Origin of the sequence: Enterobacter sp. ECC-249 (assembly GCF_043965265.1) — a bacterium.
GTDB classification, from domain to species: domain Bacteria; phylum Pseudomonadota; class Gammaproteobacteria; order Enterobacterales; family Enterobacteriaceae; genus Enterobacter; species Enterobacter quasiroggenkampii.
In genome coordinates this window covers 1553463-1569644 of the sequence record NZ_CP143660.1, presented here as the reverse complement: position 1 = coordinate 1569644, position 16182 = coordinate 1553463, and the positions used below count along the sequence as shown (strand labels likewise).

At 57.5% G+C, this 16182-nt stretch carries 16 protein-coding genes and 1 other RNA gene; 5 read left to right on the top strand and 12 right to left on the bottom strand.

All coding sequences use genetic code 11. The annotated features are described in order from the left end of the window. Positions 1-50 precede the first annotated feature (50 nt). Positions 51-1121: a LacI family DNA-binding transcriptional regulator gene (locus tag V1587_RS07505; protein WP_371898770.1), complete on the bottom strand. Its 1071-nt coding sequence runs from the start codon at positions 1119-1121 to the stop codon at positions 51-53. 78 nt (positions 1122-1199) lie between these two features. After that, positions 1200-1811 (bottom strand): YitT family protein, encoded by a 612-nt coding sequence (locus V1587_RS07500; RefSeq protein ID WP_371898769.1) that lies wholly within the window; start codon positions 1809-1811, stop codon positions 1200-1202. An 85-nt stretch (positions 1812-1896) separates the two neighbouring features. On the opposite strand from V1587_RS07500, the gene V1587_RS07495 reads away from it, so the two are divergent. Then, positions 1897-3318, top strand: coding sequence for a PLP-dependent aminotransferase family protein (locus V1587_RS07495; RefSeq protein ID WP_371898768.1), 1422 nt, complete (start codon positions 1897-1899; stop codon positions 3316-3318). Between the two features lie 84 nt (positions 3319-3402). Here V1587_RS07495 and V1587_RS07490 read toward each other — a convergent pair whose 3' ends face one another. The 3 genes from V1587_RS07490 to ffs form a co-directional block, all read right to left on the bottom strand. Next, a complete protein-coding gene (locus tag V1587_RS07490) occupies positions 3403-3618 on the bottom strand; it encodes a hypothetical protein (protein WP_008503298.1) in 216 nt (71 codons plus the stop codon). Then, the gene (locus V1587_RS07485; protein ID WP_023310587.1) at positions 3615-3866 is read right to left on the bottom strand and encodes a hypothetical protein; all 252 of its coding nucleotides are present in this window, start codon (positions 3864-3866) and stop codon (positions 3615-3617) included. The genes V1587_RS07490 and V1587_RS07485 overlap by 4 nt, the downstream gene beginning before the upstream one ends. A 261-nt stretch (positions 3867-4127) precedes the next feature. Further along, positions 4128-4224: signal recognition particle sRNA small type (ffs, locus tag V1587_RS07480), an RNA gene on the bottom strand. A 137-nt stretch (positions 4225-4361) separates the two neighbouring features. Here ffs and V1587_RS07475 point away from each other — a divergent pair. After that, positions 4362-4706: an MGMT family protein gene (locus V1587_RS07475; protein ID WP_371898767.1), complete on the top strand. Its 345-nt coding sequence runs from the start codon at positions 4362-4364 to the stop codon at positions 4704-4706. Positions 4707-4739: 33 nt separating this feature from the next. Here V1587_RS07475 and V1587_RS07470 read toward each other — a convergent pair whose 3' ends face one another. Continuing rightward, the gene (locus V1587_RS07470) at positions 4740-5267 is read right to left on the bottom strand and encodes a YbaY family lipoprotein (protein ID WP_024906833.1); all 528 of its coding nucleotides are present in this window, start codon (positions 5265-5267) and stop codon (positions 4740-4742) included. Between the two features lie 200 nt (positions 5268-5467). Here V1587_RS07470 and tesB point away from each other — a divergent pair, with 200 nt between their 5' ends. Then, positions 5468-6328, top strand: coding sequence for an acyl-CoA thioesterase II (tesB, locus tag V1587_RS07465; protein ID WP_371898766.1), 861 nt, complete (start codon positions 5468-5470; stop codon positions 6326-6328). Positions 6329-6424: 96 nt separating this feature from the next. On the opposite strand, the gene amtB is transcribed toward tesB, so the two are convergent. The 5 genes from amtB to V1587_RS07440 form a co-directional block, all read right to left on the bottom strand. Further along, on the bottom strand, positions 6425-7714 hold the full coding sequence (gene amtB, locus V1587_RS07460) for an ammonium transporter AmtB (RefSeq protein WP_023310584.1): 1290 nt from the start codon (positions 7712-7714) through the stop codon (positions 6425-6427). A gap of 35 nt (positions 7715-7749) precedes the next feature. Further along, positions 7750-8088, bottom strand: a complete 339-nt coding sequence (glnK, locus tag V1587_RS07455) for a P-II family nitrogen regulator (protein WP_008503304.1) — start codon at positions 8086-8088, stop codon at positions 7750-7752. A gap of 220 nt (positions 8089-8308) precedes the next feature. After that, the gene (locus V1587_RS07450) at positions 8309-10090 is read right to left on the bottom strand and encodes a SmdB family multidrug efflux ABC transporter permease/ATP-binding protein (protein ID WP_371898765.1); all 1782 of its coding nucleotides are present in this window, start codon (positions 10088-10090) and stop codon (positions 8309-8311) included. Next, complete coding sequence (locus V1587_RS07445) at positions 10083-11855, bottom strand: SmdA family multidrug ABC transporter permease/ATP-binding protein (RefSeq protein WP_371898764.1); 1773 nt, start codon at positions 11853-11855, stop codon at positions 10083-10085. The genes V1587_RS07450 and V1587_RS07445 overlap by 8 nt, the downstream gene beginning before the upstream one ends. Before the next feature lie 30 nt (positions 11856-11885). Further along, positions 11886-12344 (bottom strand): Lrp/AsnC family transcriptional regulator, encoded by a 459-nt coding sequence (locus V1587_RS07440; RefSeq protein ID WP_023310581.1) that lies wholly within the window; start codon positions 12342-12344, stop codon positions 11886-11888. A gap of 112 nt (positions 12345-12456) precedes the next feature. Here V1587_RS07440 and V1587_RS07435 point away from each other — a divergent pair, with 112 nt between their 5' ends. Continuing rightward, the gene (locus V1587_RS07435) at positions 12457-13506 is read left to right on the top strand and encodes a PLP-dependent cysteine synthase family protein (protein WP_371898763.1); all 1050 of its coding nucleotides are present in this window, start codon (positions 12457-12459) and stop codon (positions 13504-13506) included. A gap of 40 nt (positions 13507-13546) precedes the next feature. Here V1587_RS07435 and cof read toward each other — a convergent pair whose 3' ends face one another. Beyond that, on the bottom strand, positions 13547-14365 hold the full coding sequence (gene cof, locus V1587_RS07430; RefSeq protein WP_371898762.1) for an HMP-PP phosphatase: 819 nt from the start codon (positions 14363-14365) through the stop codon (positions 13547-13549). Between the two features lie 101 nt (positions 14366-14466). Here cof and V1587_RS07425 point away from each other — a divergent pair, with 101 nt between their 5' ends. Next, complete coding sequence (locus V1587_RS07425) at positions 14467-16167, top strand: SgrR family transcriptional regulator (protein ID WP_371898761.1); 1701 nt, start codon at positions 14467-14469, stop codon at positions 16165-16167. Positions 16168-16182 lie beyond the last annotated feature (15 nt).

Here is a 16182-nt window from a genome sequence, read left to right as displayed (position 1 = left end):
TGCGACGGTAAAGCGTTCGATCACGGGGTAGCGAGTCCGATCACAAAGTTTTATTTGCGGGCAAGCTGCTCGGCCAGGAGTGCCAGGCTTCTGAGCTGCTGCACCAGTTCCTCGCGTTCGGCCTGCTGCGGCGCGCGGCGCGCGCTGGAATGGCGGGTAACCAGCGTCACCGGCAACTGAACCTGCCAGCACGTCTCGCCTTCGGTAGGGGCCAGTAGCCACTCCACGCTGCGCTCGCCCGCCTCGCGAAACGCCTGGCGAATGGTCGTCAGCGGCGGAGAAAACCAGGCGCTGTCAGCCGTATCGTCGAAACCAACCACCGACATCTGACCTGGAATCGCGATCCCCTTTTCCGCGCAGGCGCGCATCACCCCGAGCGCCATTTGATCGTTCGCCACCAGAATGGCATCCGGCAATGCGCTACCCGACAGCAGCACATGTCCTTTCTCGTAACCGCTGGCCGCGCTCCAGTCTCCATAAGCCACCGCAGCGGCTTCATGCCCCGCGCGGGCCAGAGCCGCTTTCCATCCTGCCAGACGCGCCCGAGCAGAGACCGAGCTTTCCGGCCCGCTCAGCAGGGCAACATGCTGATGCCCCAGCGAAAGCAGGTGCTCAACGCCCAGATGCGCGCCCTGCCCGGCGTTAAACACAAGGCTGTTAACCTGTGCTGAAGGCGAGACATCAAGGAAAAGCACCGGAACAGGCGACGCCAGCGCACTGAGCGCTTCAGCGTCAGGATCGTCGAGCGGTACATTCACCAGCAGCGCGTCCACCCGCTGTGCCAGCAGCGCCTGAAGCGCGGCCTGACACTGCTGCGGTTGCTCCACCATGGAAATGAGGACGCTCGCCCCCTGTTCCGCCGCCCGGGATTTTACTGCCGACACAATTTGTGAAGGCGCATGCAGGGCCAGATCGGTGGTGATGAGTCCCAGCGTGCGGGTGCGTTTACCCGCCAGCTGCTGTGCCCGCAGGTTAGGCACGTAGTGCAGCTCCGCCATCGCCTGCTGCACCTTTTCCCGCGTGCGGGCAGAGACATGCTCCGCGTCGTTAATGACGCGAGAGACGGTCTGATAAGAAACCCCCGCAAGGAGGGCGACATCATAGAGAGTAATCGCTTTCATGCATTCTGGCATCGCGTGTGTCGTGGCCCATTATTGTGGCACAGCAAGGCCGCGAAAACATGTGAGCGCTTCGCAAAATTAGACAACCCGCTCCGGCTGCACGATTTCAGCAACGCGCGGCTTCTGGCGGAACCAGGGCAGACAGAGCTGGATAAGTGGGCCAATGGTCAGGGCATACACTACCGTTCCCACCCCAAACGTGCCGCCAAGCACGCATCCAATCAGCAGGACGGATACCTCAATGGAGGTACGCACGCTGCGAATGGACCACCCCAGACGGGCATGAATGCCGGTCATCAGGCCGTCGCGCGGGCCAGGCCCAAAACCGGCGCCAATGTACATGCTGGTCGCAATCGCGTTCATCACGATGCCCGACACCAGGAAAGCGATGCGAACGGGTAACGAATCCAGTTCCGGAATAAGCGCCATGCTGGCGTCCGCCGCCAGACCGATACAAATCACATTACTTATCGTGCCAAGGCCCGGCATCTGGCGCAGGGGGATCCACAGCAGCAGCACCGCAGCGCCGGTCACAATGATCACCGTCCCGATCGTCATCCCCAGCTGCACCCCCACCCCAAGGTGAAAAACATCCCAGGGATCGACCCCCAAATCGGAACGAATAAACATCGCGGTGGACAGGCCATACAGACCTAAACCGACATAGAGTTGTAGCAGACGACGTACCATTTTTATCTTCTCCAGTGAACCAGCTTTCATCCTGACCTAAAATGGCACTATGATTAATGTCCAGTTTTCAAATAGTGGACTGCATATGTCGTCACGTCGCTTCGGAAGCCAGTCTCTGGTACGCCTCTTAGGCCACTGGCAGCAAACCTCATCCCGCACGCCGCTCTGGCGGCAGCTGGCCGATGCACTGCGCCTGTTAATTCTTGATGGACGTCTGGCGCTGAATACACGGCTACCGGGAGAGCGCGAGCTGGCCACGGCGCTGGACGTGAGCCGGACCACCATCAGCAGCGCCCTCGCCCATCTGCGCGAGGAGGGATATCTTGAGAGCCGCCACGGCAGCGGGTCACGCGTGATCCTCCCGGATACACGCGCTGTTCCCACACTTTCCGCAGCGAGTGCGGCACTGGATCTCTCCACTGCCGCCCTCAATGCCGGGCCGGAGATCCACCAGGCTTATACCCATGCGCTCACGGCCATTACGCAGCACCTCTCGCTGACTGGCTACGATCAGCTAGGACTGCCGACGCTGCGGGAGGCCATCGCTGCGCGCTATACGGCGCGGGGCCTTCCCACCCGCGCGGACGAAGTGATGGTGGTCAATGGCGCCGTGAGCGGCTTCGCGCTGATCCTGCGGATGATGACCGGGCCGGGAGATCGCGTCGTGGTCGATCACCCCACCTATCCGCTGGCGATTGCCGCCATTCAGGGCGCGCAGTGTCGTCCCGTTGGGGTGTCGCTGCCGGAAACCGGCTGGGATACGGATGGCTTTGCCGCAACGCTTGCCCAAACGGCGCCCCGCCTGGCGTATCTGATGCCTGATTTTCATAACCCCACCGGGCGCTGTATGGATATCGCGACCCGTCAGGCAATTACCGATATTGCTGCGCAAACCCGCACGGCGCTGGTGGTGGATGAAACGATGGTGGATCTCTGGTTTGATGCACCTCCCCCGCCCCCGCTGGCCTCCTTTAACCCGCAGGCCACCGTCATCACCTTAGGCTCCGCCGGAAAAAGTTTCTGGGGCGGCCTGCGTCTCGGCTGGATCCGCGCCTCCTCGCGCACAATCGCCACGCTTGCCCAGACGCGGGATACCCTCGATTTAGGCTCCCCTCTTCTGGAACAGCTGGCAATGCTGTGGCTGATTAACAACAGCGAGACGTTTCTGCCCGCACGCCGGAAGATGCTGGCGGAACGACGCGATCGATGCGGTGAACTGCTGCGTGAACATTTCCCCGACTGGAAATTCCATGAAGCGGAAGGCGGGCTCTCTTACTGGATCGAGCTGCCGGGCATGCTGGCGACACAGCTTGCCGCGCGGGCTGAGATTCTGGGGATTAATCTGGGGACCGGTACGCGGTTTGGCCTATCGGGCGCGTTTGACCGCTATTTGCGGATGCCCTTCTCGCTGGAATCTACAGAGCTTGAGCAGGCGTTGCTGAGGATCAAACCGTTATGGCTCGCCCTGAATAAAAACGTGCCATCGTTAAAACGCAGCGTGATCTAATATTAAAATATTTGAAGTCGATCATAAAAAAATAAAAACTGCTGACTGTTACGGATACAGTCAGCAGTTTTCACCAGTCCGGAATTAATGCTGAGCAGGAATTGGAAAACCTTTCAGTGAAATAACGAAGTTTTCACCATCTTTCTTTATTTTTGCGCCGGTATCACACCAGTCAGACGCAATACGAAAGAACTCATCACTTCCGACATTCCAGCCAAGACGTACATGCTTCACGTAGCCTGAACGCAACAGATCGCAGGCCTCTTTGTAGTCACTGGCAGTTGACAGTTGTTGTTTCATTTTCTCTTCTTCAGAAGTTTGCGTAGAGCTTTGATTTCTTTAGGAGTAAAAGGAGAAACACTCTCTTCTTCCGTATGCTGATTATCAATATCCTCTTCCGATACTCCCGCCTCTTCTACTGCTTCGAACGCCAGCAGCAGCAGTTTCTCTGTCGTCACGCTTAAGTTCTCGTTATTCACTTCCGCATAGTGGCGAAGCCTTTCTTTTAGCGCGTCATCAATCTTAACGTTTAATACCGCTGTAGCCATGTTTGTCACTTCCCTTCGGAATAAGTACTTTATGTAATACACGAAGTTAACAACGTTATCCAGATATATATTTTTTTGAGTTATGGAGGTAAATAACCGTCCAATTATAAAATGACAGTCTATTATTACAGGTTTATGACAATAATATTTCAGTGCGATTAAATATATATTACACGATATAGGCATAATATTATTGTGGGATAGCGGTTTAAAGGGAGAGGTAAAGCAGGAGGATCTTATGAGGGCACAAATGGGTGGGGGCCCTGCCAGCTACATCCCGGCACACACGTCGTCTGCCCTGGCTGCTTCCTTCCGGACCTGACCTGGTGAACAGAGTAGCGTTGCGGGAGAACCAACAGAGCCCCCATTGAGAGCGTTGATAACCAACGCGCTGGCGCATTATCCCTGTGCGAAGGCCCAATTGCAAGCCGCCAGGAACCGGATGCTGGTTTCTTGCGCAAACAGCCGCAGCAATCATGACGATCTTCGTTTACCATGGCTCTCCAGAAACTCCCCACAGGTGAAGGTATGGACGAGCACGACTCTTTTCCACAGCGCGTATGGCAAATCGTGGCTTCAATCCCGGAAGGCTATGTCACCACCTATGGTGATGTCGCGCGCCTGGCCGGTTCCCCGCGCGCGGCGCGACAGGTTGGAGGCGTCCTGAAACGGCTGCCGGAAGGGAGTACGTTGCCCTGGCATCGGGTAGTGAATCGTCATGGCGCCATTTCGCTCACCGGGCCAGATCTCCAGCGTCAGCGTCAGGCGTTACTTTCAGAGGGCGTGCAGGTGTCCGGGTCGGGTCAGATCGATTTGCAGAAGTTTCGCTGGGTGTATTGACCCCTCTCCCGGAGGAGAGGGGAAATGCATAAATTACATTTGAGTCGGTGGGGTTGGCAAAGACGGCTGATTGGTCTGCGGTGCCACCGGGACTTCGGTCTGCTGCACCGGCACCAGGTTCAGGTCGATTTTTGTCCCACCGTTGTTGATCGCTTCCTGGACCGTATCGGTAATGAAGACCAGCTTACCGTTAATGGTTACCGCTGCGCTCAGCAGGATACGGGCGTTAGGCTGCACGTCCGACGGGTTATACGGCAACACGAAGCTAAACGGCGCCTGCTTGCCCTCAGTACGAACGGCACGCTGAGCCACGACTTTAGACGGTGCGTCGGCCAGGGAAGCATCAGACAGCGTCACCGTTAATACCGCGTCCGGCGGCAGCGCAACTCTCTGTTTAATCCAGATGGTACCGGAAACGTTAGGCTGCTGAATGGATTGCTGCGAAAGGGTGTTAATCCCGTTCGGGTCTGCTGCTGGCACTGGCACCTGGGCGCTCTTACCGGCACAGGCGGACAACGCCACCGCAATAGCTACACCACTTAGCATGGGCACGAGTTTCATTGAAGTCTCCTTATCAATGCACCAGCGGGATCGATCCCATCCGATGTCGTTTCAATCACATAACGTATTCAAGTGTGGCACAGATCACCGATTTATGCCTGAAAACGTGCCGATATTCAGATTATTCTACCCATCGGACCACTTTCATTTCTGCGTTATACTCTGCCTATCTTTCGCTACGGCGTTTATTGAGGACAATTATGAGTCAGGCACTGAACAATCTGCTGACATTACTGAATCTGGAAAAAATTGAGGAAGGACTCTTTCGCGGACAGAGCGAAGATCTTGGTTTACGCCAGGTCTTCGGGGGACAAGTCGTCGGACAAGCTCTGTACGCAGCAAAGGAGACTGTCCCGGCAGACCGTCTGGTGCATTCGTTCCACAGCTACTTCTTACGCCCTGGCGATAGCGCGAAACCCATCGTGTATGACGTTGAAGTTCTGCGAGACGGTAACAGCTTCAGCGCGCGCCGCGTCGCGGCCATTCAGAACGGTAAGCCGATCTTTTACATGACCGCCTCTTTCCAGGCGCCGGAGCCGGGCTACGAGCATCAGAAAGTCATGCCTCCTGCCCCTTCGCCGGACGATCTCAAATCTGAAACGGATATCGCTCGCGCCTTGGCGCATCTGCTACCGCCGCAGGTCAAAGAGAAGTTTCTCTGCGATAAGCCGCTTGAGATCCGCCCCGTCGAGTTCCACAACCCGATGAAAGGCCATACCGCCGAGCCGAAACGCCAGGTGTGGATCCGCGCCAACGGCACTGTGACGGAAGATTTCCGCGTCCATCAGTATCTGCTGGGCTATGCGTCTGACTTCAACTTCCTGCCGGTGGCGCTGCAGCCGCACGGCGTCGGCTTCCTCGAAAAAGGGATGCAGGTCGCGACGATCGATCACTCGATGTGGTTCCACCGTCCCTTCAACATGAATGAGTGGCTGCTTTACAGCGTGGAGAGTACGTCGGCATCCAGCGCCCGCGGGTTTGTGCGTGGGGAGTTTTATACTCAGGACGGCGTGCTGGTCGCTTCAACGGTGCAGGAAGGGGTAATGCGTAACAGAGGTTGATGTTGTGCGGCCTGATGCCCTCACCCTGCCCCTCTCCCACGGGGAGAGGGAATACACACTAAAAACGGCAACCTGAGGTTGCCGTTTTGCTGTTTATTAGGCGTTATACGCATTCTCGCCGTGGCTGTTCACATCCAGACCTTCGCGTTCCTGCTCTTCAGGTACGCGCAGACCGACTGTCATGTCCGCCAGCTTGTAGCCGATGAAAGCGACAACCGCAGACCAGACAACGGTGATTGCAATACTTTCCAGCTGCACCAGCACCTGATGAACCATGGTCACGCCTTCTGCGTAGCCCACGCCACCGAGCGATTTCGCGGCGAAGATACCGGTCATGATACAGCCAACGATGCCGCACACGCCGTGGACTCCAAACACATCGCATGGGTCGTCAACGCGCAGCACGCGTTTCAGTGCGGTCACGCCCCACAGGCCCGCCAGACCGGACACCAGGCCAACCAGCAGCGCACCGCCCACACCGACATAACCACACGCAGGGGTGATGCCAACCAGACCGGCAATGGCACCCGAACAGGCACCCAGCAGAGAAGGCTTACCGCGTACCGCCCACTCGCCGAACACCCAGGAGAGGATTGCACCCGCCGTGGCCACCACGGTGTTCACGAAGGCCAGCGCGGCAATTTCGTTCGCGGCACTTGCTGAGCCGGCGTTAAAGCCAAACCAGCCAAAGTAGAGGATCGCGGTACCGGTAAAGACCATCGGCAGGTTGTGCGGTTTGAACGCTTCTTTACCGAAGCCCACGCGTTTGCCAATCAGGTATGCGCCCACCAGACCCGCGACCGCGGCGTTAATGTGAACAACGGTACCGCCCGCGAAGTCCAGCGCGCCGTGCGTTGCCAGCAGACCGCCACCCCAGACCATGTGCGCAATCGGCACATAGGAGAGCGTCATCCAGACCACAACGAAGATCAGCACGGCAGAAAAGCGAATACGCTCGGCGAGCGCGCCCACAATCAGCCCGACGGTAATACAGGCAAAGGAGCCCTGGAACGCAACGTGGATGTACTGATAGAAGCTGCCCATCAGCGCTGTCAGCTCAATGTTTTTCAGCATCACCCAGTCGAAGTTACCAAAGAACGCGTTGCCCGTGCCGAACGCCAGAGAGTAACCGTAAACCACCCACAGCACGCAGACCAGTGCGAACGTCACGGCAACCTGCGTCAGCATGGAGAGAACGTTTTTGCCACGGATCAGGCCGCCGTAGAACAGCGCAATGCCCGGAATGGACATAAACAGCACCAGCGCGGTGCTGATCATCATAAAGGCGTTATCGGCTTTGTCGACCACCGCAGGGGTAGCAGCCAGCGCCAGGCCCGGCAGCAGCGCCAGCGAACCCAGACCCGTTTTAAGTGTTGCTATCTTCATTTTCTCGATCCCTATCACTGTGTGCCAGGCGTTAATTACAGTGCCGCTTCGTCAGATTCGCCGGTACGGATGCGAATGACGCGCTGCAGTTCGGCAACGAAAATTTTGCCGTCGCCAATTTTGCCGGTATAGGCCGCTTTGCTAATGACATCAATGACTTCATCAAGCTGATCGTCAGCAATCGCGACATCAATTTTTACTTTTGGCAGAAAGTTAACGCTGTATTCCGCCCCGCGATAAAGCTCGGCATGACCCTTCTGACGACCAAAGCCTTTCACTTCGGTGACAGTCAGTCCCTGAATACCCATTGAAGACAACGCTTCACGCACGTCTTCGAGTTTGAATGGTTTGATTACAACCGTAACCAGCTTCATAGATCCCCTCCAGTCAGAATTCGGTAATGGCCGTAGCTTACGCAGAAGGTATTGCAAGGGGTGTGCCAGAAATGAAAACGTGAGGGAATAGCGGTGCGATGTGCGTTACACGGTCCTGATAAATGAACCGGTGAAAAAAAACGCACCATGCCGGTGCAGGGTGCGTTTCAGTTTTGCACCAACAGGAATGACTGTTAGCGCGGCGCCTCATTTTAGTGCATCAGGCGCTAAGCGACTCTTCATCACGCACGCTGGCGGCCAGCTCTTCGCCCGCCAGCTGCAGCTGGTACATCTGCCAGTAGCGCCCTTTTGCTTCCAGCAGTTCACGGTGCGTACCGCGTTCAACGGCCTGTCCGCGATGCAGCACCAGAATAGTGTCCGCGTCGACGATAGTGGAAAGACGGTGAGCAATCACCACCAGCGTTGTATGGTCGCGTACGGCGGCCAGCGCCTGCTGAATCGCCTGCTCGGTACCGGAATCTATGCTGGCCGTGGCTTCGTCAAGAATCAGCACCTGTGGCGTTTCAATCAGGACGCGCGCCAGCGCCAGGAGCTGTTTTTGCCCCACGGAGAGGTTGTTGCCCTGCTCGCCCAGCTTCGTGTTGATCCCGTCGCTGAACCCGCGCGCCATCTCTGCCAGCTGCACCGTTTCCAGTACCGCCCAAACCTGCGCCTCTGAATAGTCCCGTCCCAGGGTCACGTTAGCGTAGAAGGTATCGGCCAGCACGACCGGATCCTGCTGCACCATCGCAACGCCTTTGCGTAACACTGTATGGCTGAGAGACGCGAGCGGGCGTCCGTCGAGGCGGATTTCACCTTGCGTGACCGGGTAATAGCCCATCAACAGGCTGGCAAGCGTGCTCTTACCGCTGCCGGTATGCCCCACCAGCGCGACGAAACCGCGCGACGGAACGTCAAGCGTGATGTCCTGCAACACCAGACGGTCTTCGCGATAGGCAAACGATACGTTATCAAAGGCGATAGCCCCGCTTTGCAGAGGTCGCTCATCCTTGCCGTAGGTCTGGCGCGGCCTGTCCATCAGCTCAAAGACGCGCTCACCGGCGACGACCGCCTGTTGCAGCATCGATTGCTGCGTAGTGAGTTCGATCAGCGGCTCGTTGAGGCGTCCCAGATAGCTAATAAAAGCGTACAGTACGCCCACTTCAATCGTACCGTTTGAGCTCAGGCCAAAGAGCATCAGCAGCCCACACAGCACCAGCGCCGAGAAAAGGCTCAGCAGCGGTCGCAGCAGGAAACCGTCCAGGCGCAGCGTCTGCATACGCGCCATATAGTGCGAACGGCTGGCTTCGCCCATGCGCTCGCCAAAGCGCGCCTGCTGGCGGAACTGCTGGATGACGCTCATGCCGTTAATTACTTCGTTGAAGCCATCGTTGATGTCGGCCAGATAGGTGCGAACCCGACGCACAATCGGCGTGCTGTAACGCTGGTAAATCACCATGACGATCAGCACCGCCGGGAAGATGGTGATCGCCACCAGCGCCATGCGCCAGTCGAGGCTGAACATCGCCACCAGCATCGCGCCAATCAGCGCCGCGCTGCGTAATACCGTCGCGACCACGGTGACGTACAAATCGCGGATCACCTCGGTATCGTTAGTCACGCGCGAAATCACCTGCCCGACCGGCTGGATATCAAACTCACTGAGCGGCTGGCGAAGCGCCGCGTCCATGACGTCGGTGCGCAACTGCTGCACGACGCCCACGGCAGCCCGGTTAAACAGCAGCGACTGGGCATAGTGCAATCCTGCCGCCGTCAGCTGTAAGCCAACGTAGGCCACGCCTAAACCCGCCACCAGCCCGAGCGGCAGGTAGCTTTTGGCGACCATGTTGTCGATGAAGTAGCTGATGAGCAGCGGACCACTCACTTCGGCAATCGCCGCAATCCAGAGTAAAAGCACGGCAACCGAGAGCGGTTTACGCCACGGTGAGCCGTAGGCCAGCAGACGTTTGAGCGTCGGCCACATCGTTCCAGGCTTACGCATTGGCCGCCTCCTCGTCCTGCTCCGGCGCATCGTCAAGCGCCGCTTCAAGCTGTTGATAGCGGTACATATCGCGATACCAGCCCGGCTGCTCGGCCAGCGCGTCATGCTGACCGCGCTGGGCAATATGGCCGTGCTGCAATACCAGAATTTCGCTGGCTTCGGTGAGCGCTGACAAACGGTGGGCGCTGATGATTATCGTGCGTCCGTCGCCCCACTGACGCAGGTTATGCAGAATTTGATGCTCTGTACGGCCGTCAACGGCGGAGAGTGCATCGTCCAGAATCAGGATTTCCGCATTCAGCAGCAGCGCGCGGGCAATGGAGATACGCTGTTTTTGCCCGCCGGACAGCATGACGCCACGTTCCCCGACTTCGGTGTCGTAGCCCTGTGGCAGGCGCAAAATGTCATCATGTACGCTGGCTAAACGCGCCACGTGTTCGATCTCTTCCTGCGTTGCTGCCGGGCACCCGAGCGCGATGTTGTTCGCCACGGTGTCAGAAAAAAGAAACGGCGTCTGGCTGACGACCGCCAGGCGACCACGCCACTCATCCAGCAGCAGGCTGGTGAGCGGAATATCATGGAAGCGAATATCGCCCTGCGTGACGTCAAAGTGGCGCTGGAGCAGCGACAGCACGGTACTTTTGCCGGATCCCGTCGGGCCACAGATGCCCAGCATCTGGCCAGGCTGCAGCGTAAAGCTGACGTTCTCCAGCACCGGATGCTCCGTATGCGGATAGACAAACTTGCGGACGTCGACATGCATGACGCCGCGCCCTTCCGGTACGGCTTCGCTACCGTCGATGACCACCGGCGCTTCGGCCAGCATGGCGCGAATGCGGCTGTAGGCGGCACTGCCGCGCTCCACGATGTTAAACATCCAGGCCAGCGCCAGCATCGGCCAGATCATCAGCCCCAGATACATGGCAAAGCTGGTCAATTGTCCCAGGGTAAGCGTGCCCTGCACCACCATCCAGCTTCCGCCGCCAATCGCCAGCAGGTTTGCCATGCCGATTGCGATATAGATGGTCGGATCGAAACGGGCGTCGATACGCGCGACGCGCATGTTCTTCGCTCCCGTGTCCGCGGCATCGGCCGCAAACAGCGCTGATTGCCGGTCTTCCAGGCCAAACGCCTTGATCATGCGGATGCTGGTCATGCTCTCCTGGGTGCGATCGTTCAGCGACGAAAATGCCGCCTGCGCCAGCTTAAAGCGCTCGTGCAATTGTTCGCCATAGCGATTAATCGCCAGCGCCATGATCGGCATCGGCAGCAGGGCCAGCAGGGTCAACTGCCAGCTGATCTGCGTGGACATCACGATCAGCACCGCACAGCCCATCACCAGCGAGTCCACCAGCGTCAGCACCCCTTCCCCGGCGGCAAAGACCACGCGGTCGACGTCGTTAGTGGCGCGGGCGATAAGATCCCCGGTGCGGTGGCGCAGATAAAATTCGGGATGCTGTCGGCTCAGCTGGTGGTAAAAATCTTCGCGCAGCTCAACGGCCAGCTGATAGGACGCACCAAACAGCAGCACGCGCCAGACGTAGCGCAGCAGATAAACAATGACCGCCGTCAGCACCAGCGTGCCGACCCACATCAACACCCGTGCGGTGGTGTAATGCTGTTCGGTGACGCCATCCACAACGTAACCCACCACTTTCGGCGGGATCAGCTGCAGGATGGCAATAATAATAAGCAGGGCGACTGCACCGAGGTAGCGTTGCCACTCCCGACGAAAGTACCAGCTTAGTTGGGCAAATAATCGCACGCGGTTTGTTCCTGAAGGTATTTTACGAAGTTATTCAATAGGTAACGCTGTGGTGTATTTAATCTGTTCCATGGCGAAGCTTGAGGTGACGTCCGACAAACCCGGTACGCTGTTCACCAGCCGCTTGTAGAAATCATCATAGCGCTTCATGTCGGCCACCTGGACGCGCATCAGGTAATCGTACTCTCCGGCCATGCGCCAGAAACCGAGCACTTCAGGCATCTCAGACACCTGAGTAACGAAGCGGCAATACCACTCGCTGCTGTGATGCTGGGTTTTTATCAGCACAAATGCCGTCAACCCAAGCCCCAGCTTTTCGGGATCTAACAGCGCGACGCGCCCCAGAAGAATGCCGTCATCTTCCAGCTTCTTAAGGCGCTTCCAGCACGGGGTGGTGGTCAGATTAACGGCATCTGCCAGCGCCTGCAAAGAGAGGGTACAGTCATTTTGCAGCAATGAAAGGAGCTTTCGGTCAATTTTATCTAGCATACCCACCTCGCAGAGAAAATTTTTCTCCCTTCATTCTATTTTAAAGGCCAGATAGCAACAATTTTTTCTGTGCTTTTCGCTATCCTAGGCACAAAATGACAAACGGATAACGATGATGAATAGCACCTGGGTTAAACATGCGATCAGCGAAATCAATGCCGACTATCAGCGCTCGGCGGATACGCACCTGATTCGCCTTTCCCTGCCGGGATTTGACGGCATTCAGCTCTATCTGAAAGATGAAAGCACCCATCCAACCGGCAGCCTGAAGCATCGCCTGGCGCGCTCGCTGTTTTTATACGGTTTATGTAACGGCTGGATTAAAGAAGGCACGACTATCATTGAATCTTCGTCCGGTTCAACGGCGGTGTCCGAAGCCTATTTTGCCCGCCTGCTGGGCCTGCCGTTTATCGCGGTGATGCCGTCCTGCACCGCAAAACGCAAAATCGAGCAGATCGAATTTTACGGCGGTCGCTGCCACTTTGTGGAAAGCGCCTGCGAAATCTATGCCGCCTCCGAAATGCTGGCCCGCGAGCTGAACGGCCACTATATGGACCAGTTCACATTCGCCGAGCGCGCAACGGACTGGCGCGGCAATAACAACATTGCCGACAGTATTTTCCGCCAGATGACCCACGAACCGCATCCGGTTCCGTCGTACATCGTCATGAGCGCCGGTACCGGCGGCACGTCAGCCACGATTGGACGCTACATCCGCTGTCAGGGCTACGATACCCAGCTGATGGTGGTCGACCCGCAGAACTCCGTGTTCCTCGACTACTGGCAAAACCGCGATGCCAGCCTGCGCAGCCCGGTGGGCAGTAAAATTGAAGGGATTGGCCGCCCGCGCGTGGAGCCCTCTTTCATCCCCGACGTTGTGGATGAGATGATGCGCGTGCCGGATGCCGCAAGCGTGGCAACGGCGCACTGGCTGGAAGCGCAGCTGGGCCGCAAAGTGGGCGCCTCGACGGGCACCAATATGTGGGGCGCACTGCAGCTTGCCGCACGCATGCGCGAAGAGGGCCGCACCGGTTCCATCGTCACGCTGCTGTGCGACAGCGGCGAGCGTTACCTTGAAACTTACTACAATGCGCAGTGGGTGCAGGCCAACATCGGCGAAATCGCCCCGTGGAAAGCGCAGATTGCAGAACTGGTGAAATAAAAAAAGCCAGACCGAAGTCTGGCTTGCTGGAAGGGTCTCACTATTCGGGGGAATACGGGAGATTGTTGTTGTCCAGCCAATGCGTCAAAAAATGGGACACTGCTTCATTGCGGCAGTGGCCGATAACCGGCAGATGGGGAAGTTCTGCTTTCAGCTGCGCCATCGCATTCCCCATGATCAGACCGCGACCTACGCTGCCCAGCATTTCGCGGTCGTTCATGGCATCACCAAACGCCATACACTCCTTCAGCGTTAACCCCAGGTGGTCGCTGAGTACCGCCAGAGCGGAACCTTTGTTACAGCCCACCGGCAGCACTTCCAGACAATCCACCGCCGAGAAGGTCAGGTGCGCCCGGTCGCCCAGCGCCTCATTCAGTTGGATCCGTAAGCGACAGAGATCGTCGTGATCGCCGCAGAAGCAGATCTTAGTGACCGCATGGGCGGGGATCCGACGCAGATCGATAAGCTGGTATTTAAAGCCGCTGTAAACATGCGCGTGCAATAATTCCGGGATTTCGCTTCCGGTAAACCAGCCGCGATCGTTAAAAACGTGGACGCTGGCCTGCGTGTCCCAGGTACTGTGCAGCACGATGTCCGCGACTTCCGGGTTAAGATCCTGTCGGTGCAGCACATCGCCTTCCACGGAGTGAATTCGCGTCCCGTTGCCGGTGATCAGAAAGGCGTCGAGGGAAAACGCGCCCAGTAAATGGCGCATCTCCAGCACGTGACGCCCGGTGGCAAACGTCAGGGTGACATTACGCTCGTGCAGGCGCTTCAGCGTGTTCAGGGTTTTTTCCCCTAAACGGTGATCCGGCATTAACAGCGTACCGTCCATATCAAATGCAGCGAGCCGAGCCATGATTACTCCCGAAATGTGATGCGGTTAACTTGTGCATCAGTATCGTGTGAGATATACGGAAGTAATAGTGAATAGATGAAAATTATTGTTCCGGGTTTCTTATGCGCCAGCTCAATCGACTCAACCAGTATCACCGCCTCTGGCAGCCTTCCCTGGGGGCAACGCAACAGGTCACCATCAGCGAGCTGGCTGCCCGCTGTTTTTGTAGCGAGCGGCATGTGCGAACGCTGCTGCGTCAGGCCCAGGAGGCGGGCTGGCTCAGCTGGCGAGCGCAGTCTGGCCGCGGTAAGCGCGGTGAGTTGACGTTTCATGTTGCCCCGGAATCACTGCGCAATACGATGATGGAGGAGGCGCTGAAAAGCGGGCAGCAGCATAACGCGCTGGAACTTGCGCAGCTTGCCCCTGAAGCGCTGCGTTCATTACTGCATCCTTTTTTGGGCGGGCAGTGGCAAAACGATACGCCGACGCTACGCATCCCCTACTATCGCTCGCTGGAGCAGCTTCAGCCGGGTTTTTTACCGGGCCGGGCAGAGCAGCATCTGGCGGGACAGGTGTTCTCAGGCTTGACGCGTTTTAACGGTAACAGCAGTGAACCCACGGGCGATCTGGCGCATCACTGGGATGTCTCTGCTGACGGCCTGCGCTGGCATTTCTACATTCGCTCCACCCTGCACTGGCATAACGGCGATAAAATAGAAACGGCGCAACTCCAGCGAAGTCTGACAACGCTGTTGACGATCCCAGCCCTGCGCACCCTGTTACAGAGCGTCTTATATATCGAGACAACGCATCCACAGTGTCTGACGTTTACGCTGCATCAACCTGACTACTGGCTACCGCACAGGCTGGCAACCTACTGTAGCCGTCTGGCGCATCCCGACCATCCTGCGGTTGGCTGCGGCCCCTTTCGGCTGGCCGCCTTCGAGCCCGACCTGGTTCGTCTGGAAAGCCATGAGCAGTATCACCTGAGTCATCCGCTGCTCAAAGCCATCGAATATTGGATCACACCCCAGCTTTTTGATTACAGGCTGGGTACCAGCTGTCGTCATCCGGTGCAAATCGCGATCGGCGAGGCCGACGAGCTGGAAAGTCTGCGGCTGGTAAGCAGCAGCACCAGCCTGGGATTCTGTTATCTTACGCTAAAGCAGAGCGCACGCCTGAATGAGCTCCAGGCAAAGCGGCTTATCAATATCATTCATCTCTCCAGGCTTCTTCACACACTTCCATTAAACGAAGGGCTCATCACGCCAACCCAGGAACTCCTTCCCGGCTGGACCATCCCCAAATGGCCTGATTTATCGGGCGTAACACTCCCTGAAGCATTGACGCTGGTTTACCATCTCCCTGTTGAGCTCCACACCATGGCCAGCCAGTTGAAGGCATACCTGGCGCTACAAGGGTGTGAACTGACCGTCATCTTTCACGATGCCAAGACGTGGGACGGATGCCCGGCGCTTGCCTATGCAGACATAATGATGGGCGACAGGCTGATTGGCGAAGCGCCGGAATATACGCTGGAACAGTGGCTGCGCTGCGATGCCCTCTGGCCGCATGTTCTTAGCGCACCGGCTTACGCCCATCTGCAAGCCACGCTGGATGCGGTACAGACTCAGGCCGAGACTCGGGATAGACACGCGGGGCTACAAACCATCTTCAACCGGTTAATGGAGAAAGCGGTGCTGACGCCACTCTTTAATTATCAATACCAAATCAGTGCTCCGCCTGGCGTGAATGGTATACGCCTCAACACCCGCGGCTGGTTCGATTTTACCGAAGCCTGGCTGCCCGCCCCTAAATCGTGAAGAAGCTGGTCGCCG